Origin of the sequence: Lentzea sp. NPDC060358 (assembly GCF_042725365.1) — a bacterium.
Classification (GTDB): Bacteria; Actinomycetota; Actinomycetes; order Mycobacteriales; family Pseudonocardiaceae; genus Lentzea.
Map to the genome: position 1 here is coordinate 1 of NZ_JBHXCW010000017.1, position 22,350 is coordinate 22,350.

Here is a 22,350-nt window from a genome sequence, read left to right on the forward strand (position 1 = left end):
CCCACGGGCGTTTCTAGCGGCTATCGACCTTCAGGTCACCCGACGTCACCGCGCGGATGTGCTCGCCCGCCAGCAGGTCGTGCGGGTACCCGAGCTCGATCGCGCTGACGGCGTCGAGCCGGGCCAGCTGAGCATCCGAGAGCTCGACCTCCAGCGCGTCGAGGTTGCCCAGCAGCTGCTCGGGCGTCCGGGCGCCGATCACGGGTGCCGTCACGCCCGGCTGCCGCAGGTTCCAGGCCAGCGCGACCTGCGCGGGCGTGCGCCCCACCTCGCGGGCCACCTCCCGCACGACATCGGCGATGCCCAGGGTGCGCTCGGTGACCATGCCCAGACCGGCGTTGAAGCTCCGCCGCGTGCTCTCGCTGCCGTCGGGCGAGGTCAGGTCGGCGCGGCTGTACTTGCCGGACAGCACCCCGCCGCCCAGCGGTGAGTACGGCACCACGCCCAGCCCCACCGCCCGCGCCATCGGGACCAGGTCGCGTTCCGCGTCCCGGTTGATCAGGCTGTACTCGACCTGCAGCGCGACCAGCGGCGACCACCCGCGCAGGTCCGCGATCGCCTGCAGGCGGGAGACCTCCCACGCCGGGGCGTTGGACATCGCGACGTACAGCACCTTGCCCTGCCGCACCAGGTCGTCGAGGCCCCGCAGCACCTCCTCGGCGGGCGTCGAGAAGTCCCACACGTGCACGTAGAGCAGGTCGACGTAGTCGGTCCGCAACTGCAGCAGGCTGTTCTGCACCGACGCGACCAGGTTCTTGCGGTGCGCGCCGCCGGAGTTCGGGTCGCCGGGCCTGCGCTGGGTCGTGTACTTCGTCGCCAGCACCAGGCTCTCGCGGGCGTCGCGGGTGAACTCGCCGAGCATGCGCTCCGACCCGCCGTACCCGGCGGCGGTGTCGATGAAGTTGCCACCGCGCTCGACGTAGGTGTCGAAGAGCTTGCGCGCGTCGTCCTGCTCCGCGCCCCAGCCCCAGTCGGTGCCGAACGTGGCCGTGCCCAGCGCCAGCGGGGACACCCGCAGCCCGGAGCGGCCCAGCAGCCGGTAGGTGTCGAGGGTGAGCGACATCGGGTCCTCCTGTGGTCGTCGTCGGGCACCAGCGTCGGCCGCGGGCGAGCAGGGGGTAAGGGAGGCCGCTTCCTGGGAACAGCCGTCCCACCCAGGCGGTTGGACCAGGGGTGATCACCAGCACCGCGGAGCTGGCCGCGTTCCTGCGGACCCGGCGCGAACGCCTCGACCCGCGCGACTTCGGGCTGCCGGTGCGCCGGCAGTCGCGGCGCACCCCCGGCCTGCGCCGCGAGGAGGTCGCCGAACTGGCCGGGATCAGCGTCGACTACGTCGTGCGCCTCGAACAGGCCCGCGGGCTGCGGCCGTCGGCGGACGTGGTGGAAGCCCTGGCCGGGGCGCTGCGGCTGGCGCCGGACGAACGCGCGTACCTCTTCGGCCTGACCCGGCAGCGGCCCGGTGACACCGGCAAGCCCGCCACCACCGCCGAACCGTCGCTGGCGCGCCTGGTCGACGACCTGTCCCCGCGCCCGGCGATGCTGCTGAACCACCGCTACGACGTCCTCGCCTGGAACGCCGGCATGGCGCGGCTGTTCCTCGACTTCGGCACCCTGCCGCCGTCCCGGCGCAACGCGATCTGGATCTGCCTGATGCACCCGCACATGCGCGCGCTCTACGTCGACCGCGACCGCGTCGTGCGGGACGGGGTCGCGCACCTGCGGACCGCGTGGGCCGCGCACCCGGACGACCAGGTGCTGAACGACCTCATCGCCGACTGCCTCGCGGGCGACGAGGAGTTCGCCCGGCTCTGGTCCACCCAGGACGTGAAGGTCAACGCCCGCGGGCACAAGCAGCTCGACCACCCGGACGTCGGCCTCGTCGACGTCGAGTTCGAGACGCTCCGGCCCGTGCAGGACCCCGACCAGCTGCTCGTGGTGCACCGCGCTGCGGATGAGGTGAGCCGGTCCGCTTTGGCCGCTCTGCTCTAGAGGTCGACGTCCACGGGCTCGCCCCGGATCGCCGTGACCGCACCACCGGTCTGCGCCGCGAGCCACACCTCGAACTCGCCGGGATCCTTGGTGTGCACGGTGAACGTGACGTCGTGCCCGTACTCGGCGTCGGCGACGTGGTACCCGGCGGCGCGCAACGCGTTCTCCAGCTTGCCCGCCTGGTCGTGGTCCGCGGCGAGCAGCAGGGTCTCGTGCCGCTCGCGGGTGAGCGTGCCGAGGAAGTCGATCGCCTCCGACACCGCTCGGCCGTACGCGCGCACCAGGCCGCCCGCGCCGAGCTTGATCCCGCCGTAGTAGCGGGTGACGACGACGGCGGTGTCCACGAGCTCCCGGCGCGTCAGCACCTCCAGCATCGGCACCCCGGCCGTGCCCGCCGGTTCGCCGTCGTCGGACGAACGCTGGGTGCCGGCCGTGCGGAACGCCGTGCAGTTGTGGGTCGCCTGCCAGTGCTCCTTGCGGACGCGGGCGAAGAACTCGGAGGCCTCGGCGTCGGTGGTGACGCGGGCGACGTGGCACAGGAACCGCGACCGCTGGATCTCGATCTCGTGCGTGCCGTCCCGCCTGATCACCTTCACGGCTCGATTGTGCGCCTGCGCTCCGCCTCACCGAACAGCGCGTCCAGCTCGGCGGGAGGCACCTCCTCCAGCTGCTCGAAGGTGCACTGGGCGGGCTCCTTGTCCTGGCGGAACCGCACCAGCCGCGCGATGTGCCGGAACCGGCCGCCCTGCACGTGCTCGTACCGCACCTCGGCCACCCGGACCGGTTCCAGCAGCACGACCTGGAGCTGCTTCTCCGGGTTCCACCGGCTGTTCATGCCGGGGCCCTCGTAGGTCGCCCACGCGGCCCACGGGTGCTCGGAGGGGTCGAGCAGCGGCTTCAGCTCGTCGACCAGCTCCCGCCGCCGGGCCGCGGTGAAGCTGCTCGCCACGCCCACGTTGTGCAGCTCACCGTCGCGGTAGAGGCCGAGCACGAGCGACCCGACGCTCTCGCCGTCCTTGTGCACGCGGTAGCCCGCGACCACGCAGTCGGCCGTCCGCTCGTGCTTGACCTTGAACATCACCCGCTTGTCCGGCTCGTACACGCCGTCCAGCGCCTTCACCACCACACCGTCGAAGCCCGCGCCCTCGAACCGGGTGAACCAGTCCTGCGCGACGTCCGGGTCCGTCGTGGACGGTGTCAGGTAGAAGCCGGGCACCTGCGAGGCGACCTCTTCCAGCCGTGCCCGCCGTTCGGCCAGCGGCAGCCCGGTCAGGTCGTCGTCGCCGCAGGCCAGCAGGTCGAACGCGACGAAGCTCGCCGGCGTCTCGACCGAGAGCTTCCGCACCCGCGACGCGGCCGGGTGCAGCCGCAGCTGCAGGGTGTCGAAGCTCAAACCGTCGGGCGTGACCAGCACGATCTCGCCGTCGACGACGCACCGCGGCGGCAGCGCCTCCTTCAGCAGCTCGACGACCTCGGGGAAGTACCGGGTGAGCGGCTTGTCGTTGCGCGAGCCCAGCTCGACCTCGTCGCCGTCGCGGAACACGATGCAGCGGAAGCCGTCCCACTTGGGCTCGTAGGAGAGCCCGTCCCCGCGCGGCAGCCCGGGCACGGACTTCGCGAGCATCGGCTTCACCGGCGGCATCACGGGCAGGTCCACCCACGGACCATAAGCTCAGCGCAGGGATGCCGCGAGCTTTTCCAGCTCCCGCACGTCGGCGTCCATGCCGTCGTCCTCGGGCACCGCGAGCGCGATCGGCTGGCGCACCGTCACCGCGCCCGACCCGCGCGTCCGCAGTCCCGACCGCAACCGGTCCGCGAGCGGCAGCGAGTCCGGCGTCTCGGCGACGTACGGGCTGATCCGCACCAGCCCGTCGCGGCACTCGATCACCCGCCGGTAGTACCGCCGGTGCACCCCGCGCAACGACACCGCGTCCCGCCGCGACGGCACCCGGTGCAGGGCGTCCTCGGGGAACGACTCGTGCAGCAGCGTCCACAGCGGAGCCAGCCGGTGGTAGGCGCGCAGGTGCCGCAGCCACAGCCGCGACGCGGCGACCCGCATCGCGACGATCGGGTGGACGACGCCGACCACGCACAGCAGCACGCCGGGAAGCAGGAAGAACACCGCGGCGGTCAGCAACCAGCGGGGGAGCGGTTCGCCGAAGTAGCGGGAGACGTTCGACGCCACGAAGATCGCGTCGGCGGGCACCAGCAGCGCGAGGCCCGTGGAGGTGATCAGCAGGCCCCTGCGCAGCCGCGGTTCGGCGCCGCGGGCGTAGCGGCGGGCCCACACGAACATCGTCGCGAAGCCGTAGAGCAGGTAGCCGTTGCCCAGCGAGTAGAAGACCGTGATCGCGAGGACGCCCGTCGGGCCGCCGCCGAGCGAGTTCGGCACGCGTGCCGCCGCCACCCTCAGGTCGTCGGGGATCGACAGCACGGCCCACGTCATGACGAGGACGCACAGCGCGAGCGGCACGAGGTGCCGCAAGGCCTGGCGGCGCGCGCGGGCGTCGTCGAGCGCGGAGAAGATGAAGAAGCAGATCAGGCCGTACACGCCGATCTGCAGCATCGAGTGCTGGACCAGCTGGCAGACCATCGGGTCGAGCCCGAGGAACCACCGGCCGCCCGCCGCCGCCCTGCCGAACGGGTGGCCGATCGCCCAGCCCGCCACCAGCGCCGTGACCGACCGCAGGCGCGGGTCGTGCGGGCGGCGGACCAGCAGGTAGAGCACCACCGCGAGCGCGGAGAACGCGACGATGCCCTGGGTCTCCTTCAGGTGTTCCACGTCAGAGCCACCCCAGCCGGTCGGCGAGCGAGGACGACATGCGCCGCGCCGGGCCCTCGGACGCCCGCGGCGCGACCTCGTCCAGCACGGACGCCCATTCGAGGATGATCGTCGCGACCGTCTCCGCCTCGCGCTCGTGCGCGCTGTCGTAGGAGGTGCGCCGCAACGCCCGGCGCACCGCGTCCGGGTCGAGGTCCGGGTACAGGCCCGTGAGCAGGTCGTCGTCCTGCTCGTCGCTCGTGTGACCGGCCAGCAGGTGGCCCAGCTCGTGCAGGATGATGTGGTTCTGGTGCGCCTTCGACGTCTCCCGCTGGTACAGGATGTAGTCGGCCTGCGCGGTCGCGATCCACACGCCGTACGGGCCGGGCACCGGGATCGGGTGCGCGATCAGCCGGATCGGCCTGCCGCGCTGCTCGCCGACGCGGCGGCAGAGCTCGGAGACGTCGAGCGGCGGCTGGATGTCCAGCTCGTTGAGCAGACGGCGGCACCGCTTGCGCAGATCTCGTTCGGCCACCGGGTCACCCCTCGCCGCGTTCGGCCTGTTCCTGCCGGTAGACGACGTCGAGCAGCTCCATCACGAGGCGGCGGCGGTCCGGCGAGAGCTCGCCCGCGCGCATCGCCATCAGCTGCGCGTCGCTGCCCGAGGCGATCTCGTCGAGCCTGCTCTGCCGGTCCTGCAACGACTTCAGCTGCTCGTCGACGCGGTCGGTGACCTCGTCGTCGAAGAAGTAGCTCACGGGCACACCGAAGAAGCCTGCCAGTGCCTGCAGGTGCTTGAACGTCGGGTTGTCCTTCTTGCCCTTGCGCAGCTGCCAGATGTAGCTCTGGGAGATCGTGACGCCGGTGCCGGCGATGGCCGCGGCGACGTGCTCGTTGCTGTACTCCTGGCCCGAGCGGGCCGTGTAGCGGGCGAAGAGGTGGTTCAGCCTGTCCGCCAGGGACCGTTCCCCCGCCATCACCGGCCCCCCGCGCTCGTCGTCTCCACCCACGGAAATCGCTACCAGGGTGCCGGGATTTTCGCCAGTTGAAACCCCGCTCCCGCCCAACATAGACTCCACGCCGTGGCCGTCTCAACCGCGGAGGGTGCTCGCACGACCGGGGACGGTCACGTCCGCCCACCCGTTCACCAGGTCGCGGAGGATCTCGGACATGGCGCTGGCTGAACGACAGGGTGCCTTCCACCGGGCCGTGCTCGACGTCGTCTACGAGACCATGGACCAGCTGGACCGGCCGGCCTCGCCCCAGGACGTGGTGGAACTGCGCGAACGGCTGCGCGACGCCCTGCCGTGGTGGCGCGGGCTGCTGCGGGTGCACGAGCCGAACGAGCGGCACCGGTGCAAGTCGTGCCGCACCTGGTACGGCGGTCACCGCGCGTGGCCCTGCCCGGTGTGGCGGGACGCGGTGCAGGCGTTGCACCAGCTCAACGACATGTACGGCTTCCTGGCCGCGTCCCGCCCGGCCTCCGCGGACGGCAGGCCGGGGGAACGCGTGACCGTGACCTGGCCTCAGCCCAGCCGGAACGACTGAGCCGCGGACCCGGTGCAGGCCGCCTGGACGAGCTGCACGCCGTCGGCCGACTCCGCGGGGGCGCTCAGGCACTTGCCCGAGTGGCGGGCCGTCAGCGTGGAGTAGCCGTCGGACCCGGTCGTGACCCGCCACTGCTGGTTGGTGCCGCCCACCCAGTCCCAGAGGTGGACGCCGGCGCCGTCCGCGGTCGACACGTCGCTCACGTCCAGCACCTTCGCCGGGTCGTTGCGGTACTCCAGGCGCGAGTAGCCGTCGGTCGTCGCCACCGCGCGGAAGTTCTGCGCCGTGGTGCCGTTGCAGGCGTACTGCTGGATGACGGTGCCGTTGGACAGACCTGCGGCCTTGGCGTCGACGCACTTGCCGTTGCCGCGGTTGACCGCCGTCTTCCACTCGCCCTGCGGCGGGGGAGTGCCGCCCCCGCCGAGCCAGAGCAGGCTGTCGATCAGGAACGTGTTCTGCGTCGCGCTCGCGAAGGTCGACGACAGCGGCTTGTTGGCCGCGTAGTCCATCGCGTTGTGGCCGAAGTTCGCGTAGACCATCTTGAAGTTCCTGTTGGTCCACATGATCGGGTAGTACCCGCTGCGCCACTGCTGGTTCGGGTCGGTGCCGAGCGGGAAGCTCGACGGGTCGACGCTCGCCAGCACCTGGACGGCCGGGTTCTGCCGCAGGTCGCGGTCCCAGCTGTACCACTCGCTCACCGCGGAGGTGAACTTCTCCGGCAGCCGCGCCGTCGACGGGTGGTCGCGGGTCTCGACCTTCAGCACCGCCGTGGTCGGCCCCCACGTGTTGCTGACGAAGTTCCCCTTGGCCAGGAACGTGTTGTGGTACCAGGACCACTCGTTCGCGTTCTGGGTGAACGCGCTCACGTGGAACCCGAAGAAACCGCCACCGGCCTCCATGTACCGCTGGAAACCCGCGCGGGCGGCGGAGGAGGTCGGCGCGTCGTCGAGGAAGACCACGACCTGCGCCTGTGCCGGGGTGAGGGTGTTGAGGCGGTTCCAGTCCGTCGTCGCCTCGTAGGTGAAGCCGTTGTCCTGGCCCGCGCGGGTCAGCCACGGGTTGGCCTCGTTGACGAACGCGATGTGCGCGGCGTCCCACGTGCCGTTGTAGAACGCCAGCACCTTGAACGGTGCCGCTTGTGCCGGAACGCCGACCGGGATGAGCGTCGCGGCGACCAAAGCCAGCAACGCCAGCAGTTTACGAGCCATGCAGGCACACCTTCGTCTCGCAGGGGTTGCGCGCCCGAAGATCACCCTAGTGGTGGTCCAGACCTGGTGGGGACCGGTACCGGACCGGGACGTTCACAGATTCTTCTGCGCCACAACATGATCGCGCCCAGCGCGGCGAGGCCGCCGAGCGCCGCGACGATCGCCGACATGCCGATCCTCGTTGCGGTGGAAGGAGGTTGTTCGGCACTCGACGCGACGGGGACGGGGCGTGGCGTGCTCGAGCTCGGCAGTGTGCCCGGGGCCGCGGACTTCGTGGACGGTGCCGCCGCCGGCTTCGTCGCGGGCGGTGCGGCCGCGGGGGGCTGGGTCGCGGCCGGCGGGGCGGCGGCGGGCTGGGCGGCGGGCGCGGCCGGTGCCGCGATCTCCACGTCGGTGCACGAGTAGTAGGTGTCGGGCGTGTCCGTGTTCTGCCAGACCGTGTAGATGACGTGCCGCCCGGCCCGGTCCTTCGGCAGCTGCACCTTGAACTCGTAGCCGCCGTTGACGAGCGGGGGAGTCGGCACGCTCAGGAACTGCTCCAGGTCGGCCCACCGCAGCGGCTGCGCCGGCGAGTAGCCCGGCCGCGTCGCGTAGAACCGGAACGAGCCCTGGTGCGGGATCGTCGCCCGGTAGGTGAAGGCGGTGCTCTTGAGCTTCGTCACCGGCCACTGCGCCGAGGGCAGGTCGAGTCCGGCGTACCGGGCGATCCCGGCGCTGCACAGCTTGCCGTCGGGCACCCGCGCCGCGTCCCGCCCGGCCACGTTCGGCAGCCGGATGTTGTCCCACTCCGTGGACGGCAACCCCGCCGCGATCGCGCTGCGGCAGGGCGAGGATGATGCTGTGGGTTGTCCTGGTGAGCAGAGATAAGCCCTGCTGGCAGGGTCCGTGGGCGCGCCATGAGCGCGTGCGGGGACCTCACAGAGCAACATCAGCAGTGCTACCACGCCCACAAGGCGAAACACAGGTACCTCCCCTGTCCTTCTAGGGGTACGCGTGCCAGACCCGAGTCGTTCACGGAAGATGTATTGACATGTCCTTCGCTGATGAGGTGTCCGCGGCCGCGGCCCGGCTGGGTGGCGTCGCCCGCACGACGCCGCTCGAGGTGAACCAGCGGTTGTCCGAGCGGACCGGCGCGCGAGTGTGGCTCAAGCGCGAGGACCTGCAGGTCGGCCGGTCGTACAAGCTGCGCGGCGCCTTCAACCTGCTCTGCCAGACCGAGTTCGCCTTCGGCGGCGCGGTCTGCGCGTCGGCGGGCAACCACGGCCAGGGCATGGCCTACGCCTGCCGCCGGCTGGGCATCGAGGGCCGCGTGCACGTCCCGCGCACCACCCCGCGCCAGAAGCGCGACCGCATCCAGGCCCTCGGCCAGGGCATGGTGCAGCTGGTGGTCGACGGCGACACCTACGACGACGCGGCGGCGCTGGCCAAGCAGTACGCGCTGGACACGGGCGCGACCCTGGTCCCGGCGTTCGACGACCCGCGCACGGTCGCGGGCCAGGGCACTGTGGGCCTGGAGATCGTCCAGCAGCTCGGCGGCGCCCCGGACGTGGTCGTGGTGCCCATCGGCGGTGGCGGCCTGCTCTCCGGCGTCGGCACGTGGTTCAAGGAGCGCTTCCCGCGCACCCGCATCATCGGCGTGGAACCGGCCGGTGCGGCGAGCATGATCGCGGCGATGCAGGCGGGCGAGCCGGTGACGCTGCCCGAGGTCGACTCGTTCGTGGACGGCGCCGCGGTCCGCAGGGCGGGCGAGGTGACGTTCCCGATGGTGCGCGACAGCGGCGCCGAGCTGCTGACCGTGTCCGAGGGCGCCGTCTGCACCGAGATGCTCGAGCTGTACCAGATCGACGGCATCATCGCGGAGCCCGCGGGGGCCCTGGCCTCGGCCGCGCTGGTCGAGGAGATCTCCGTGAGCCCCGACACGACGGTCGTGTGCCTGCTCTCCGGCGGCAACAACGACGTCTCCCGCTACGCCGAGGTCGTCGAGCGCTCGATGGTCCACCGCGGCCTGAAGCACTGGTTCCTGGTGGAGTTCCCGCAGGAGCCGGGCGCGCTGCGGCGGTTCCTCGACGACGTCCTGGGCAAGGACGACGACATCGTGCAGTTCGAGTACATGAAGCGGGACAACCGGGAGACCGGGGCGGCGCTCGTGTGCATCGAGCTGGGGCGGCGCGAGGACTACGACCTGCTGTGGGGGCGGATGAAGGAGTCGCCGCTCAAGATCCAGCACGTGGAGCCGGGGTCCACGGCGTACCGGTTCCTGATCTGACGGGCACGGGGCGTGCCGGGCACCCCGTGAGCGGGATGCCCGGCACCCGGGCGAGTGGCCTGATGTGCCGTCCTACCTGGGCGAGCAGACCTTCCACGCGAAGTGGTAGGTCGTCTCGATCGAGCCGTCCGTCGAGTCCATCGCGATGAAGCTCGTCAGCTTCTTCGGGTCCGACGTGCCCGCGCTGACCCGCAGCTCCGTGTTGATGTTGAAGTTCCGCTTCTCGCCGCACGGGTGGTAGACGATCGCCGCCACGTCCGTCGTGTCGGTCGCCTGCCAGTCGTCGCTGAACGGGCCCTTGTAGTTGTGCTGCTTGTACTCCGTCTGCGACATGCCCTGGAAGTAGTAGTTCGCCTTCTCCAGGGCGGTGGCGCCGCGCTCCAGGTGCGCGAAGCCGCGGTAGTCGGTCGACGAGATGCCGTAGGTGAAGCCCGACGGCACGTTGACGCGGAGGTTCAGCTGGCAGTTCTTGCGGAAGTCGGTGGGCAGGGCCTGGGGGCCGACCTGCGCCATGAACTCGCTGTAGGTGACGGTGAACGCCTTGTTGTCCGGGCTCACGGCGACGGCGGCCGTTCCCGCCCGGCAGCCGGAGCCGTTGATCGTCACGACGTCGATGGTGATGTGGTCGGGGGGAGGCGTGTCGTTCGGGGCGCCGCCCGGCGGGATGACGATCGTCGACATCGCGAGCGCGGCCGCGGCCAGGGTGGTGAGCATGGGGCACCTTTCCGACTGGGGTCCAGGAGACGAACGGCGGCGGCAGGAGGTGCCTGGAGCGTCAGCAGCGCTTCCAGGAGAACTGGTACTTCGTGCTCACGCTGCTGTCCGTGGAATCCATCGTCATGAAGCTGTTCGCCTTCGACGCCGTTCCCGCGTTGACGCGCAGTTCGGTGTTGATGTTCAGGTGCCGGATTTCCCCGCACGGCGCGTAGATGATTTCCGACACCGTGGCGCGGTCGGTCGCCTGCCAGTTGTCGCTCTTCGGGCCCGCGAAGTTGTGGGTGCGGCTCGCGCCCTGCGACATGCCCTGGAAGTAGTAGTTGCCCTTTTCCGTTCCGGTCGCTCCCGGCTGCAGGTTCGCGAAGCCGCGGTAGTCGGCCTGGGCGATGCCGAACGTGAAGCCCTGCGGGTAGCTGACTCTGATGTTGAGCTGGCAGTTCTTGCGGAAGTCCGTGGGCGCCGCACCCTGCCCCGCCTGGGCGAGGTACTCGCTGTAGGTCACCGTGAACGCCGTCCGGTCGTCGGCGGCCGCGACCGCCGCGGTGCCGGCGGGGCAGCCGGAACCGTTCACGGTGACGACGTCGATCGTCACGAAATCGGGGACATCGGCTGCTGCGTGGGCGGGCGCGGTCAGGACCGCGGACAGCGCGAGGGCAGCTGCCGCCACCGTTTTCAACATGACCAGCCTTTCTGTTCTGTTCATCGCGGTCGCGGCGGCGGAATCCAGACGATATCGGAAACCCTCCGTGGTGACGGGCCGCCGATTGGGTGACTGAAATAGTCGGTGGTGGGCTCGTGAATGCACGACGAAATGCACGCCCGAAATTTTCGGCGCGCGCGAACCATGTTCGCCCACGGTGCGAAGAATTGACCTGACAGTTGTCTGACGATCGCGTGGCGCGCAGCACGGGCGGCGCCGGGAAGAAGATCCGCACGCGCGGCGTTGACCCTGGTGACTTCGCCCGGACTCGACGAGGAGAGCGCCTGATGGCTCCCGACCAGCTGACCGTCTACTCGACCTCGTGGTGCGGCTACTGCCGGATCCTGAAGAGCTCGCTCGACCGCGAGGGCATCGAGTACGTCGAGATCAACATCGAGGAGACGCCCGGCGCGGCGGACTTCGTGATGAGCGTGAACGGCGGCAACCGCACGGTGCCCACGGTCCACTTCCCGAACGGCGCGGCGCTCACCAACCCGTCGCTCGCGCAGGTGAAGGAGCAGCTCGCGGCCTGACGACCGGGGCTTCCGCAGGCGGGCGAAGGGTGTTCGGGACCGGTCCCGGACACCCTTCTCGTCACCTGCTGGCCGTGCTCATCGAACCGGTCTGTGCGTCACGACGTCGACGCCCCGGTTGCCCTCGCTGACGATCGGGTTGTTCCGGCCGTTCAGGTACTGCTGGAAGAACGCCGAGACGTAGGTCGTGGCGATCTTCCGCTGCTGCTCGGGCGTGAGCGTCGGGCCGGGCGTGCAGAAGTTGTCGTGGTCGTAGGACCACTCGGTGTTGAAGAAGTTGTGGTTCGCCCGCCGCGGGGTGACCTGGTGGAACGGCACCTCGTTGCGCCCCAGCGCGTTGGCGATGTACATGGGTGCCTGCGTCGGCATGCTCGCGGAGTCGCAGTCACCGGTCACGACCGCGAACGGGATCTTGGTGATGCGGTAGTCGAGGTTCTGCGGCGCGTCCGGGTCCGGGCGGTAGTAGCCGGCGGGGGCGAGCGGGAGCACCGCCCTGATCCGGACTCCTCGCGGCAGTTCGGAGACGTGCTGGTCCGAAGCCTGGTAGACGACGCCGCGGCCGCCGCGGGAGTGGCCGAGCGTGCCGACGTTGGTCAGGTCCACGTGCCCCTGGAAGCCGTGCAGGCGCTCCACGAGCGGGCCGGTGCCGTCGTTGAGGTCGCGCCACATCTCGAGGTGCTTGTTCATCAGCGCCGCACGGGCCACGTCGGAGATCTGGCCCGTGATGCCGGCGTTGATCCCGTTCGCGCTCACCGAGACGACCACGAAGCCCTGTCGTGCCAGCTCCTCGCCCAGGTAGTCGTACCCGCGATAGCTCGGGAACGGGTCCCCGGCGGGACAGGGCCACTGCTCCACCTTGTTCACGCACGACTCCCAGTAGCCGTGGGCGAGCATCATGAGCGGACGCTTGCCGACGAGCGTGCGCGGTGCGTGCACGACCGCGGTGAGTTCGAGGTCCGCGACGGTTCCGTCCGGCCCGGTGAGGAAGCCGGGCACCTGGAACGCCCGGTCGCCGAGCGAGTACTCGACCCTGCGCACGCCGGAGCCGTCAGGCGCGGCGGAGGCGGCCGGTGCGACCAGCGTCATCGCCACCACGACGGTGGCCGCGACTTTTCCGAGTTTCATGCCCGGATTCGATCATCGGGTTCTCGGGGTCTCGTGCTGATCTCGTCCTGGTTGTGCCACAAGCGCTCAGGCGCCGTCCCGCGGCCACTCGTAGAGGGCCGACGTCGTCGACTGGCCGTCGAGCGTCTCGCGGAGGACGTCCGCGTGACCGGCGTGCTGCGCGGTCTCCCGGATCAGGTGGAGCACGATCCGCCGGACGGACAACGGCTCCGGGTGCGGGTCCCACGGCGCGGACGGCGGCGGGACCAGCTTGTCGAGCGAAGTGGTGCGCACGGCCTCGTCGGTCGCGCGCACCGCTTCGTCGTAGGACTCGAGCAACAGCTCGAAGTCGTCGCCGGTCCACACGTACTGGCGGCCGTCGAGCCATCCTCGCGGACGGCCCGGCTGCTCGGTCAGGACGTGGGTCCAGCCCCGCTCACACCAGGTGAGGTGCTTGAGCAACCCACCCAGCGTGAGCTCGCTGACCGTCGTGCGCTTCACCGCGTCGGCGGTGGTCAGACCCCGCATCGTGACGCGGAAGGTCCTGCGCTGATCGTTCAGTTCGTGCAGCAGGTCGTCGAGCTCCATGGCCCCGATTGAAGCCAGTGGTGCTCAAGTCCCGGCAGGGCGGCTAGCAGGAGAGGTTGCCGCCCGGCGTCACACCGATGGTGCCGGTGATCCGCTGGTAGTTCGAGACGCGGCTCTGGACCTGCGCCGGGTTGCGGCCGTCGCACTCCAGGGAACCGTTGATGCTGCGGATGGTCTGGCCGAAGCCGGCGCTGTTGACCATCGCGTCGTGGGCCGTCATGCTGCCCGGTCCGCGCTGCGTCATCCAGTACCAGATCGCCGTGCGCCACGCGGTGGTGGAGTTCTGCGCCACCTGGTAGGGGTTCTGCAGCAGGTTCAGGCCCAGGTAGTCACCGGCGGCCTTGTAGTTGAAGTTCCACGACAGCTGGATCGGACCGCGGCCGTAGTAGGCGTAGGTGCCGGCCGGGCAGCCGTAGGGCTGGCTCTCGTCACAGAGGTCGTTGTTCTTGTTGATCTCTTCGATGTAGACGAAGTTGCCGGTCTCGTGCGCGGTGTTCGCGAGGAACGCCGCGACTTCCTGCTTCTTCACCGTGTCGCTGCCGGACGTGCCGAACGCGGGGATGGTGCGTGCCGCGTCGACGAAGCCCTGGTAGGTGTAGAAGCTGTTGCGACCGGAGAACAAGCTGTTGAACTGCGACTCGCTGATCGGGAAGCCGGTGCCGGGCTGGCCGCCACCGCCGCAGTTGTGCGGCTCCCAGAACCACGTGGAGATCGTCGGGTCGTAGCCGGGGTTGTCGTGCTCGGCGATGTAGTAGGAACCGTTGTACTTCACGATGTTGCCCGTGTAGTACTGCCGGCCCGCGACCCAGTCGGTGGCGCCCGAACAGGTGCCACCGCCTCCACCGCCGCCACCGTCACACCCCGTCGGCTCCCAGTACCACGTGGAGACCGTCGGGCTGTAGCCCGGGTTGTCGTGCTCGGCGATGTAGTAGTTGCCTTCGAATCTCACGATCGAGCCAGTGGTGTACCACTGACCCTGTACCCAGTCCGTGAAGGTGCAGGCCTGCGCGGACACTTCTGCCTGAGAAGACGCAGTCGGCGCGATGACGGCCAGCGAAGCCGCCACCACACCTGCCGCGAGAGACGCCAAGATGCGTTTTTTCAGCAAGGTCACCCACTCCTGGAGTCTTGTTTCATCCGAGAGGTCAGGGATGTGAACAGTGCTGAGATTGGCATCAATGGTCCAGACCAGTCAAGGGTCTAGACCTGTTCGCGAGGTTCTTCCCGGTGCGCGCGGCCCAGCCGTGGTATCGCTCTCACGGCGGGGAGCAGGAGGTGTCTTCGCGTTGTGCGCTAAGCACCCGAGCCGTACGGGCGCGTGATGATTTCCAGGGCGTGGCCGTCCGGATCGTTCCAGTACACGCCCCGCCCACCGTCGTGGGTGTTGATCTGCTGGGGCAGCGACTTGTGCGGATCGGCCCAGTGGGCGAGGTCCTGGGCCTTGATGCGGCCGAAGATCTCGTCGAACTCCTCCTCCGTCACCAGGAACGCGTAGTGCTGGCCGGTGATCGGGCCTGCCACGGTCAGGAAGTCCAGCGAGACGCCGTTGGCCACCTCCACCACCGAGAACGGGCCGAAGCGGACCGCGTCCGGCAGGCCCAGGAGGGTGGTCAGGAACTTCGCCGAGCGGGTCTGGTCCGTGCTGTGGACGATCGTGTGGTTGAGCTGTACGGGCATGTCTCCTGCTTACTCCGGTGGACGAGCTCGTGTCGTGCAGTCGCCGACCTGCGGCCGAGGGGTGTCCGGGGAGGTGGTGTTCCGGTAATACTGCCCCTTATGCGGACACTGGTTGTAGTCGGACTGTTACTAGGTTTAACAGTTCCTGCGCAAGCGGCTCAGGCGGACGAAGATCCCTCGTCCCTGGTGAACCCCTTCGTGGGTACGCAGAACTTCGGCAACACCTTCCCCGGTGCGTCGGTGCCGTTCGGGATGGTGCAGGTCAGCCCTGACACGGGCGGTCAGGGCGGGTACGACTACAAGGCCACCTCCCTCTACGGGTTCTCGCAGACCCACCTGTCGGGGGTCGGCTGCGGTGTCATGGGCGAGCTGCCGGTGATGCCGACGGTCGGGTCCGTTGACAACGTTGACATCAACGCCTACAAGTCCGAGTTCAGCCATTCGGACGAGACCGCGCAGCCCGGGTACTACCGGGTCGGGCTGCCGCGGTACGGGGTGAACGCCGAGCTCACGGCCACGCAGCGGACCGGGTGGCAGCGCTACACGTTCCCCTCGTCCGGTGCGGCCAACGTCCTGTTCAACACCGGCAAGTCCAACCAGACGGTGCTCGACTCCGAGATCCACGTCGTCGGTGACCGGACCATCGAGGGCCGTGTGCGCAACGGGCGGTTCTGCGCGGGCAAGGACGAGCACACCGTCTACTTCACGGCGTCGTTCGACCGGCCGTTCGCGTCCTTCGGGTCGTGGCGGGGGAGCGCTCTCACCCCTGGTGGCCGGGATGCCGCCGGCACGGGCGGGAACGGTGCCTGGGTCACGTTCGACTCCTCGGCCGACCGCGACGTCGTGCTGAAGATCGGCCTGTCCTACACCGGGCTCGAGGGCGCGCGGAAGAACCTCGCGGCGGAGGCTCCCTCCTACGACTTCGACGCGGTGACCAAGGCCGCCAAGGACACGTGGAAGAAGCAGCTGGAGGCCGTCAAGATCTCCGGCGGGCCGCGGGACCGGCAGGTCGCCTTCTACACCGCGCTCTACCACTCGGTGATGCACCCCAACCTCGCCGGCGACGTGGACGGCAGGTACCTGGGCTTCGACAACCAGGTCCGCACGGCCTCGGGGTACACGCCATACCAGAACTTCTCGCTCTGGGACACGTACCGGCCGCAGAACCAGCTGCTGCAGATCCTCGAACCGAAGGTCGCCCGGGACGTCGCGCTGTCCGTCGTGGCCAGCGGGCGGGACGGCGGGTGGTTGCCGCGCTGGGCGCTGGCGTCGTCCGAGACCAACATCATGACCGGTGACCCGGTGACGCCGTTCCTCGTGGAGGCGTGGTCGAAGGGGCTGCTCAAGGGGTACGAGGAGGAGACCTACCAGCTCCTGCGGACCAACGCGACGTCGTTGCCGCCCGCCGACTCGCCCTACAACGGGCGCTCCGGCGTCACGTACTACCAGGACCGCGGCTACATCCCCTCGGGCCTGGAGCTGGGCGTGGACTGCGCGCACAAGGGCGGCGACAACGACTGCGTGCACCCGGCCTCGGCCACGCTCGAGTACGCGGCGGCCGACGCCTCGCTCGCGCTGATGGCCAAGGGGCTGGGCAAGCGGGCCGACGCGCGCCTGTTCGCCGACCGCGGCCAGTGGTACCGCAACCTGTGGGACTCCTCGACCGGCCAGTTCCGGCCGCGCACCGAGGCGGGCACCTGGCTGACGCCGTACAACCCGGTCGACGCCTCGCACCAGTTCCACGAGGGCGGCGCCTACCAGTACCAGTGGCTGGTCCCGCAGGACCCGGCCGGGCTGGTGTCGCTGATGGGCGGCCGCAAGGAGACCGAGAAGCGCCTCGACTCGTTCTTCGCCTACGACAAGCTGCTGATCGACCCCGCCGGCACCGCCCGGCAGGACTGGATCACCGAGCCGTACGACTACTACGGCAAGCCGACCTACAACCCGAACAACGAACCCGACCTGCTCGCGCCGTACATGTACCTGTGGGCGGGCGCGCCGTCGAAGACCGCGACGGTCGTGCGGGCGGCGATGACGCTGTTCACCACCGGCCCGGACGGCATGACCGGCAACGACGACCTGGGCACGATGTCGGCCTGGTACGTCTTCTCGTCGCTGGGTCTGTACCCGACGTTCAACGGCGCGGACTTCCTCGCGTTGTCGTCGCCGCAGTTCGAGTCCGCGACCGTCCGGATCGGACAGTACGGCTCGCAGGGCGGCACGCTCACGGTTTCGGCGAAGGGCGTGTCGGACACCAACCGGTACATCAAGAACGTGTCGTTCGGCGGCAAGGACGTCCGCAAGACCTACCTGACGTGGTCGTCGTTGCAGCGCGGCGGCAAGCTCACGCACGAGGTGTCGTCGAAGCCGTCGTCGTGGGGCACGGGCCGGTCGGACGAGCCGCCGTCGCTCAACGACGGCAACGCCGACTCGCGCCGCGCCGTCTCGGCGTCGCTGCGCAACTCCGAGATCGTCGTGCCGACCTCCGACACCGCGCAGTCGCTGACGCTGCAGCTCGACGTGCTCGCCCAGTCGCCGGGTGCCACGACGGTGCGGCCGCAGGTGACCGCGCCCGCCGGGTGGAAGGTGAGCGGCGCCAAGCCGGTCACCCTCGTGTCGCGGCACCTGCCGACGCAGAAGACCGTGCCGTTGACGGTGTCGGTGCCCCAGGGCGTGGCACCGGGTTCGTACGAGATCGGCGTCCAGGTGGACCAGGTCGCGCTGAAGGCGGTGGTCGAGGTCAAACCGGCCGCTATCTGCGCGTTCTCGACGTGTTCGGTGGACGTGACGCCGGAGCTCAACCACGACGGCACCGCCACGGTCGCGGACTCGGCGGCCGGTGACTTCGACGGCGGCGGCTGGAGCTACGACGCCGCGCTGCTGCCGCCGAAGGGCCCCGTGACGTGGGGCGGCATCACCTACCAGGCGCCGGACCCGACCGGCACGGCGCCGAACTTCGTGGAAGCACGGGGTCAGGCCATGCTGTTGCCGCCGGGGCAGTTCTCGTGGCTGCACGTCGTCGGCTCGTCGCACAACGGGCCGGTGTCGACCGCCTTCACCGTCTGGTACGCCGACGGCACCTCGGCCGAGGTCGCCGCCACCGTGCCGGACTGGGCGGGTGGTGGCCCGGCCGTGCTGGAGATGCCGCACCGCATCAAGGCGGGCCAGGGCGTGGACGGACCGCCGGTGCGGCTGTTCGGCCAGTCGCTGCGCCTCGACGCCACCAAGACGGTCCGTTCGGTGACCCTGCCGGACGACCCGCGGGTGGAGCTGTACGCGCTGACCCTGGCCTGATACTGGAGGAGTGGAACTCCTCGGGAGCAGTCAGCGGTCGCGCGTGCGGGCCGACGGCGACCGCGTCGTCAAGCACGTCATCGGCGACGCGGCCGCCTTCACCCGCGAGGTCACCGCGCTGCGGCTGGCCGCGCACACCGGAGTGGTGCCGCGCGTCCTCGAGGTCGACGAGGACGCGCGGACCGTGGTCCTCGAACGGCTCCGGTCCGACCCGCTGCGCGAGGACTGGGTCGTCGACTACGCCCGCGGCCTGGCCCGCCTCCACGCCGCGACCGGCCCCGGTCACGCCGGACTCCTGCCGCGGCAGGAGATCCCGGACCCGACACCGTTCCTGCGGTTCGTGCGGGCTCTCGGCGTCGAGGTCGGCGGCGCCGAGGCCGAGCTGGTCTTCGAGGACACCGGGAAGTTCGACCTGCTGCACGGCGATCCCTGTCCCGGCAACGACCTCTACACCGAGCGGGGCGCGCGGTTCGTCGACCTGGAGGGCGCGTGCCTGGGCGACGGCCTCACCGAGCTCGTCTACCTGCGCATCGGGTTCCCGACCTGCGCGCTCGTCACCGAGACGCCGCGTGCGCTGCGCGAAGCCGCCGAGCAGGCCTACTTCGCGGAGCGCGGGTACGAGACCGGGCTCGAGGACGCGTGCGTGCGGTGGCTGGTGCAGGGCGACGCGCTGGTGCAGCGGCAGGAGCGGGACGGCCGGGACCACCTCGCCAGGGTCGTCGACGAGGACTGGAAGTGGTACAGCACAACGGCTCGCGGCCGGCTGATGTACCGCACGCGGGTCGTGGCGACGTTCACCGAGACGCACCCCGAGACGAGCGCGCTGGCGCACCGCCTCCTCGGCCGCATGAACGAGGTCTGGGAGCGCCGGCCGATCGCGACCCGCCGCGAGCACCGGTCATGACCAGGCGGACAGCCTCAGCCGTGAGGTGAAGGAGCGGTCCTCCCCGCTCACCGGGTCGACGAAGGACAGCGTGCGGGCCAGCAGCTGCAACGGCGCCGTGAAGTCGTCGAGCGGGCGTTCCCGCAGCACGGGGTAGAAGTCGTCGTTCAGGATCGGCACGCCGAGACCCGACATGTGCAGGCGCAGCTGGTGCGTGCGGCCCGTCACCGGTCTGAGGCGGTAACGGCCCAGCCCGTCCCGGTGCTCCACGAGCGACACGTGCGTCTCGGCGTTCGGCTCGCCGTCGGTCTCGAACGCCGTGATGATGCCGCGTTCCTTGACGATCCGGGACCGCACGACCCGCGGCAGCTCCAGCGCGGCGTCGTACGGCGCGATCGCCTCGTACTCCTTCGACACCACCCGGTCGCGGAACATCGTCTGGTACCTGCCGCGCAGCTCCCGGCGCACGACGAACAGCACGAGCCCGGCCGTGACGCGGTCCAGGCGGTGCGCGGGGGAGAGGTCGGGCAGGCCCAGCGAGTCGCGCAGCTTCACGAGCGCCGTCTGCATGACGTGCTGGCCGCGCGGGATCGTCGCGAGGAAGTGCGGCTTGTCGGCGACCACGATGTCGTCGTCCCGGTGCACCACCCCGACCTCGAACGGCACGGGCACCTCGACCGGCAGGTCGCGGTGGAACCAGATGTAGCTGTCCGGCACGAACGGCGCGTCGATGCCCACCGGGCCGGTGACGCTCCAGATCCGTTCCTCGCGCAGCATCTCGGCGATGCGCTCCGGCGCCACCCGCGGCAGGCGTTCCTCCAAGTGGTCGCGCAGCAGCAGCCACGGGCCTTCGGGAGGCAGCTTCAACCGGGCCGCGTCCAGGCCGTTGCGCTGGGGGAGGGGGGAGGAAGGTTTGCGTCTCATCGCACCGGCCAGTCTAAATGGTCGGGAAATCCGAACGACATCGCTCGAAAACATTCGCTGTACCGAAGAGACCAGTTCGCCGAGGCTGGAGCCATGTCGGTCTTCCTCGTCCTCGGCTCGGTCGTGTCGCTCCAGTTCGGCGCGGCCTTCGCGAGCCAGCTCTTCGGCCAGGTCGGTGCGCCCGGTGCGACGGCGCTGCGGCTCGGCATCGCGGCGCTGGTGCTCGCGGTGGTCGCGCGGCCGAGGTTGCGGCAGGAGACGCTGGTGCTCGGCATGACGATGGCCGGCATGAACGGCACGTTCTACCTCGCCCTCGACCGGATTCCGCTCGGCGTGGCCGTGACGATCGAGTTCCTCGGACCGCTGGGGCTCGCGGCGGTGCTCGGCAGGAGGCCGCGGGACTTCGTCTGGGTCGGGCTGGCGCTCGCCGGCGTCGTCGTCCTGGGCGTGCGCGAGTACACGGGCGCGAAGCTCGACCTGGTCGGCGTCGCCCTCGCGTTGATCGCGGCCGTGTTCTGGGCCTGCTACGTCCTCGCCGGGCGCGAGGTCGCGACGGCCGGGCTCGGGACCGGCGGCCTCGCGGGAGCCAGCCTGGTCTCTGCGGCGCTCACGCTGCCGTACGGGCTGTCGGCGGCCGGCACCGCCTTGTTCGAGCCCCGCGTCCTGCTGCTCGGCACGCTGGTGGCGCTGCTCGCGTCCGCGATCCCCTACACCCTGGAGATCAGGGCGCTGAAGACGTTGCAGCCCAGCACGTTCGGCGTCGTGCTCGCGCTCGAACCCGCCGCGGCGGCGCTGGCCGGCGCGGTCCTGCTGGGCCAGCACCTCGGCGTGGTCTCGCTGTGCGGCATGGCGCTCGTGATCACGGCCGGGGTTGCAGCGGCGCTACGGAGAGCGCCAGCGTCTCGCGAAAGGCCCGCACCGCGGGATGCTGACCTCGGCCTGCCCGTGCCGCGGTGAACAGCAGGCGCGACATCGGCGCTGGCAGCTCGTGCAGGTCGACGGTGATCTCGCGGTCGTACCAGACGAGGTCGGGCAGCAGCGCTACCGCGAGATCGCGTTCCACGAACCGCAGCTTCACCAGCACGTCCATCGACGAGAAGCGCACGTCCGGCTCGAACCCGTTGTGGCGGCACCAGTTCACGTTGAACCTCCGCTGCGGGTAGCCGGTGGGTTCCATGATCCACGGGTAGGTGCCGATCTCGCCGGCCGGCAGTCCGCGGGGAACGGCCAGCCGGATCGGGTCCCGGTACAGCTCCCGGTAGTCGAGCCCGGTGAACCTGGCCTCCGGCTGGTCCGGCCACTCCTCCGCGAAGACCAGGTCGAAGTCCCTGGCGTTCAACGCGGAGAGCGCTTCGGCCGGGTCGAGCACCTGGAACTCGACCCGCAGCGCCGGGTGCTCGTCGCGCATCCGCGCCAGCGTCGCCGGGATCAGCGCCAGCGCCGCCGTCTGGAACGTCGCGACCCGCAGCGTGCCGGTGACCTCGTGCAGCGACGCGGCGACCTCGGACTCGGCCTGTTCGAGCCGCGCGAGGACCTCCTCGGTGTGCCGCACCAGGATCTCGGCCTGCGGCGTGAGCCGCACCCGCCGGCCCACGGGTTCCAGCAGCGGCACGCCGACCTCGTTCTCCAGCAGCGACAGCTGCTGCGACACCGACGACGGGCTGTAGTTCAACGCCTGCGCGACCGCCGCCAGCGTGCCCCGACGGGAGAGTTCGCGCAGCAGCCGCAATCGGTGGAGGTCGAACATCCGATCATTATTCCGGCCCGGCGCCGGCGCCGCCCCCTGAGCAGCGGAGGTCGCGCTGCCACCCGGTGACGAGGTCCCGGTGACGGACGGCCGCACGAGGGCGGAACCGCGTCGGGTGGCTCGGTCCGGACGCGGTCACGCGCTCAGGCGGGAGAGCCGCGTCGTGTCGGGTGCGGCCGTCCCGATGCGGGTCACCGTCGGCCGCGCCGCGCCGGCGGACCGGTGGTGCCGGAGTCCGAGCGCCTGTCTGGCGCACCACGCGCTCGCGACGAGGAGCACTGCGGCGAGCGCACAGGGCCAGGCGGTGGCCTCGGTGATCGCCAGTCCGGCGTTCGTGGCGCTGAGGAGTCCGAAGACGCTGGTCAGCAGCCACCAGGTGAGTCGATCGTCGCATGTGCGGGCCGTCATGGC

At 70.3% G+C, this 22,350-nt stretch carries 24 protein-coding genes; 7 read left to right on the top strand and 17 right to left on the bottom strand.

Annotated elements, in window-relative coordinates:
* Positions 1 to 13: 13 nt before the first annotated feature.
* A complete protein-coding gene (locus tag ACFWGZ_RS05945) occupies positions 14 to 1,063 on the bottom strand; it encodes an aldo/keto reductase (protein ID WP_382450335.1) in 1,050 nt (349 codons plus the stop codon).
* Between the two features lie 110 nt (positions 1,064 to 1,173).
* On the opposite strand from ACFWGZ_RS05945, the gene ACFWGZ_RS05950 reads away from it, so the two are divergent.
* Positions 1,174 to 1,989 (top strand): helix-turn-helix transcriptional regulator, encoded by an 816-nt coding sequence (locus ACFWGZ_RS05950; RefSeq protein ID WP_382450336.1) that lies wholly within the window; start codon positions 1,174 to 1,176, stop codon positions 1,987 to 1,989.
* On the opposite strand, the gene ACFWGZ_RS05955 is transcribed toward ACFWGZ_RS05950, so the two are convergent.
* From ACFWGZ_RS05955 to ACFWGZ_RS05975, 5 genes are read right to left on the bottom strand one after another with little or no spacing between them, the layout of a single operon-like run.
* Entirely contained in the window at positions 1,986 to 2,585 is a 600-nt protein-coding gene (locus tag ACFWGZ_RS05955; RefSeq protein ID WP_382450337.1) for a YigZ family protein, read from the bottom strand. The genes ACFWGZ_RS05950 and ACFWGZ_RS05955 overlap by 4 nt on opposite strands.
* A complete protein-coding gene (locus tag ACFWGZ_RS05960; protein WP_382450338.1) occupies positions 2,582 to 3,646 on the bottom strand; it encodes an ATP-dependent DNA ligase in 1,065 nt (354 codons plus the stop codon). The genes ACFWGZ_RS05955 and ACFWGZ_RS05960 overlap by 4 nt, the downstream gene beginning before the upstream one ends.
* Positions 3,647 to 3,661: 15 nt before the next feature.
* The gene (locus ACFWGZ_RS05965) at positions 3,662 to 4,771 is read right to left on the bottom strand and encodes an MAB_1171c family putative transporter (RefSeq protein WP_382450339.1); all 1,110 of its coding nucleotides are present in this window, start codon (positions 4,769 to 4,771) and stop codon (positions 3,662 to 3,664) included.
* A 1-nt stretch (position 4,772) separates the two neighbouring features.
* Entirely contained in the window at positions 4,773 to 5,285 is a 513-nt protein-coding gene (locus ACFWGZ_RS05970; RefSeq protein ID WP_382450340.1) for a hypothetical protein, read from the bottom strand.
* Between the two features lie 4 nt (positions 5,286 to 5,289).
* Positions 5,290 to 5,727, bottom strand: coding sequence for a helix-turn-helix domain-containing protein (locus tag ACFWGZ_RS05975; protein WP_382450341.1), 438 nt, complete (start codon positions 5,725 to 5,727; stop codon positions 5,290 to 5,292).
* 193 nt (positions 5,728 to 5,920) lie between these two features.
* On the opposite strand from ACFWGZ_RS05975, the gene ACFWGZ_RS05980 reads away from it, so the two are divergent.
* Positions 5,921 to 6,298 carry a hypothetical protein gene (locus tag ACFWGZ_RS05980; RefSeq protein WP_382450342.1) on the top strand — a complete coding sequence of 126 codons (378 nt, stop codon included), beginning with the start codon at positions 5,921 to 5,923 and terminating at the stop codon, positions 6,296 to 6,298.
* Here the strand turns inward: ACFWGZ_RS05980 and ACFWGZ_RS05985 are convergent.
* Together ACFWGZ_RS05985 and ACFWGZ_RS05990 are read right to left on the bottom strand one after the other, a co-directional pair.
* Complete coding sequence (locus tag ACFWGZ_RS05985; RefSeq protein WP_382450343.1) at positions 6,277 to 7,506, bottom strand: ThuA domain-containing protein; 1,230 nt, start codon at positions 7,504 to 7,506, stop codon at positions 6,277 to 6,279. The two genes, ACFWGZ_RS05980 and ACFWGZ_RS05985, sit on opposite strands and share 22 nt — an antisense overlap.
* 41 nt (positions 7,507 to 7,547) lie before the next feature.
* The gene (locus tag ACFWGZ_RS05990) at positions 7,548 to 8,435 is read right to left on the bottom strand and encodes a lytic polysaccharide monooxygenase (protein WP_382450391.1); all 888 of its coding nucleotides are present in this window, start codon (positions 8,433 to 8,435) and stop codon (positions 7,548 to 7,550) included.
* Between the two features lie 101 nt (positions 8,436 to 8,536).
* Here ACFWGZ_RS05990 and ilvA point away from each other — a divergent pair, with 101 nt between their 5' ends.
* Complete coding sequence (ilvA, locus tag ACFWGZ_RS05995; RefSeq protein WP_382450344.1) at positions 8,537 to 9,772, top strand: threonine ammonia-lyase IlvA; 1,236 nt, start codon at positions 8,537 to 8,539, stop codon at positions 9,770 to 9,772.
* A 72-nt stretch (positions 9,773 to 9,844) separates the two neighbouring features.
* Here ilvA and ACFWGZ_RS06000 read toward each other — a convergent pair whose 3' ends face one another.
* Entirely contained in the window at positions 9,845 to 10,486 is a 642-nt protein-coding gene (locus ACFWGZ_RS06000) for a DUF4360 domain-containing protein (protein WP_382450345.1), read from the bottom strand.
* Positions 10,487 to 10,547: 61 nt separating this feature from the next.
* On the bottom strand, positions 10,548 to 11,168 hold the full coding sequence (locus tag ACFWGZ_RS06005; protein WP_382450392.1) for a DUF4360 domain-containing protein: 621 nt from the start codon (positions 11,166 to 11,168) through the stop codon (positions 10,548 to 10,550).
* Between the two features lie 308 nt (positions 11,169 to 11,476).
* On the opposite strand from ACFWGZ_RS06005, the gene ACFWGZ_RS06010 reads away from it, so the two are divergent.
* Positions 11,477 to 11,722: a mycoredoxin gene (locus ACFWGZ_RS06010; RefSeq protein WP_089919660.1), complete on the top strand. Its 246-nt coding sequence runs from the start codon at positions 11,477 to 11,479 to the stop codon at positions 11,720 to 11,722.
* Between the two features lie 78 nt (positions 11,723 to 11,800).
* Here the strand turns inward: ACFWGZ_RS06010 and ACFWGZ_RS06015 are convergent, their stop codons facing one another.
* The 4 genes from ACFWGZ_RS06015 to ACFWGZ_RS06030 all read right to left on the bottom strand — a co-directional run bounded on the left by ACFWGZ_RS06015 (position 11,801) and on the right by ACFWGZ_RS06030 (position 15,091).
* Entirely contained in the window at positions 11,801 to 12,847 is a 1,047-nt protein-coding gene (locus ACFWGZ_RS06015; protein WP_382450346.1) for an alpha/beta hydrolase family protein, read from the bottom strand.
* Positions 12,848 to 12,913: 66 nt separating this feature from the next.
* A complete protein-coding gene (locus tag ACFWGZ_RS06020; RefSeq protein WP_382450347.1) occupies positions 12,914 to 13,414 on the bottom strand; it encodes a DinB family protein in 501 nt (166 codons plus the stop codon).
* Between the two features lie 43 nt (positions 13,415 to 13,457).
* Positions 13,458 to 14,468, bottom strand: coding sequence for a glycoside hydrolase family 19 protein (locus tag ACFWGZ_RS06025; RefSeq protein ID WP_382450393.1), 1,011 nt, complete (start codon positions 14,466 to 14,468; stop codon positions 13,458 to 13,460).
* 239 nt (positions 14,469 to 14,707) lie between these two features.
* Entirely contained in the window at positions 14,708 to 15,091 is a 384-nt protein-coding gene (locus tag ACFWGZ_RS06030) for a VOC family protein (RefSeq protein WP_382450348.1), read from the bottom strand.
* Positions 15,092 to 15,190: 99 nt separating this feature from the next.
* On the opposite strand from ACFWGZ_RS06030, the gene ACFWGZ_RS06035 reads away from it, so the two are divergent.
* On the top strand, positions 15,191 to 18,385 hold the full coding sequence (locus ACFWGZ_RS06035) for a GH92 family glycosyl hydrolase (RefSeq protein ID WP_382450349.1): 3,195 nt from the start codon (positions 15,191 to 15,193) through the stop codon (positions 18,383 to 18,385).
* Between the two features lie 10 nt (positions 18,386 to 18,395).
* Entirely contained in the window at positions 18,396 to 19,289 is an 894-nt protein-coding gene (locus tag ACFWGZ_RS06040) for a phosphotransferase family protein (protein WP_382450350.1), read from the top strand.
* Here the strand turns inward: ACFWGZ_RS06040 and ACFWGZ_RS06045 are convergent.
* Entirely contained in the window at positions 19,284 to 20,192 is a 909-nt protein-coding gene (locus ACFWGZ_RS06045; RefSeq protein ID WP_382450351.1) for an RluA family pseudouridine synthase, read from the bottom strand. The two genes, ACFWGZ_RS06040 and ACFWGZ_RS06045, sit on opposite strands and share 6 nt — an antisense overlap.
* Positions 20,193 to 20,285: 93 nt before the next feature.
* Here ACFWGZ_RS06045 and ACFWGZ_RS06050 point away from each other — a divergent pair, with 93 nt between their 5' ends.
* Positions 20,286 to 21,149, top strand: coding sequence for a DMT family transporter (locus ACFWGZ_RS06050; protein ID WP_382450352.1), 864 nt, complete (start codon positions 20,286 to 20,288; stop codon positions 21,147 to 21,149).
* On the opposite strand, the gene ACFWGZ_RS06055 is transcribed toward ACFWGZ_RS06050, so the two are convergent.
* On the bottom strand, positions 21,052 to 21,939 hold the full coding sequence (locus ACFWGZ_RS06055; RefSeq protein ID WP_382450353.1) for a LysR family transcriptional regulator: 888 nt from the start codon (positions 21,937 to 21,939) through the stop codon (positions 21,052 to 21,054). The genes ACFWGZ_RS06050 and ACFWGZ_RS06055 overlap by 98 nt on opposite strands.
* 135 nt (positions 21,940 to 22,074) lie before the next feature.
* Entirely contained in the window at positions 22,075 to 22,347 is a 273-nt protein-coding gene (locus ACFWGZ_RS06060; RefSeq protein ID WP_382450354.1) for a hypothetical protein, read from the bottom strand.
* Positions 22,348 to 22,350: the final 3 nt, after the last annotated feature.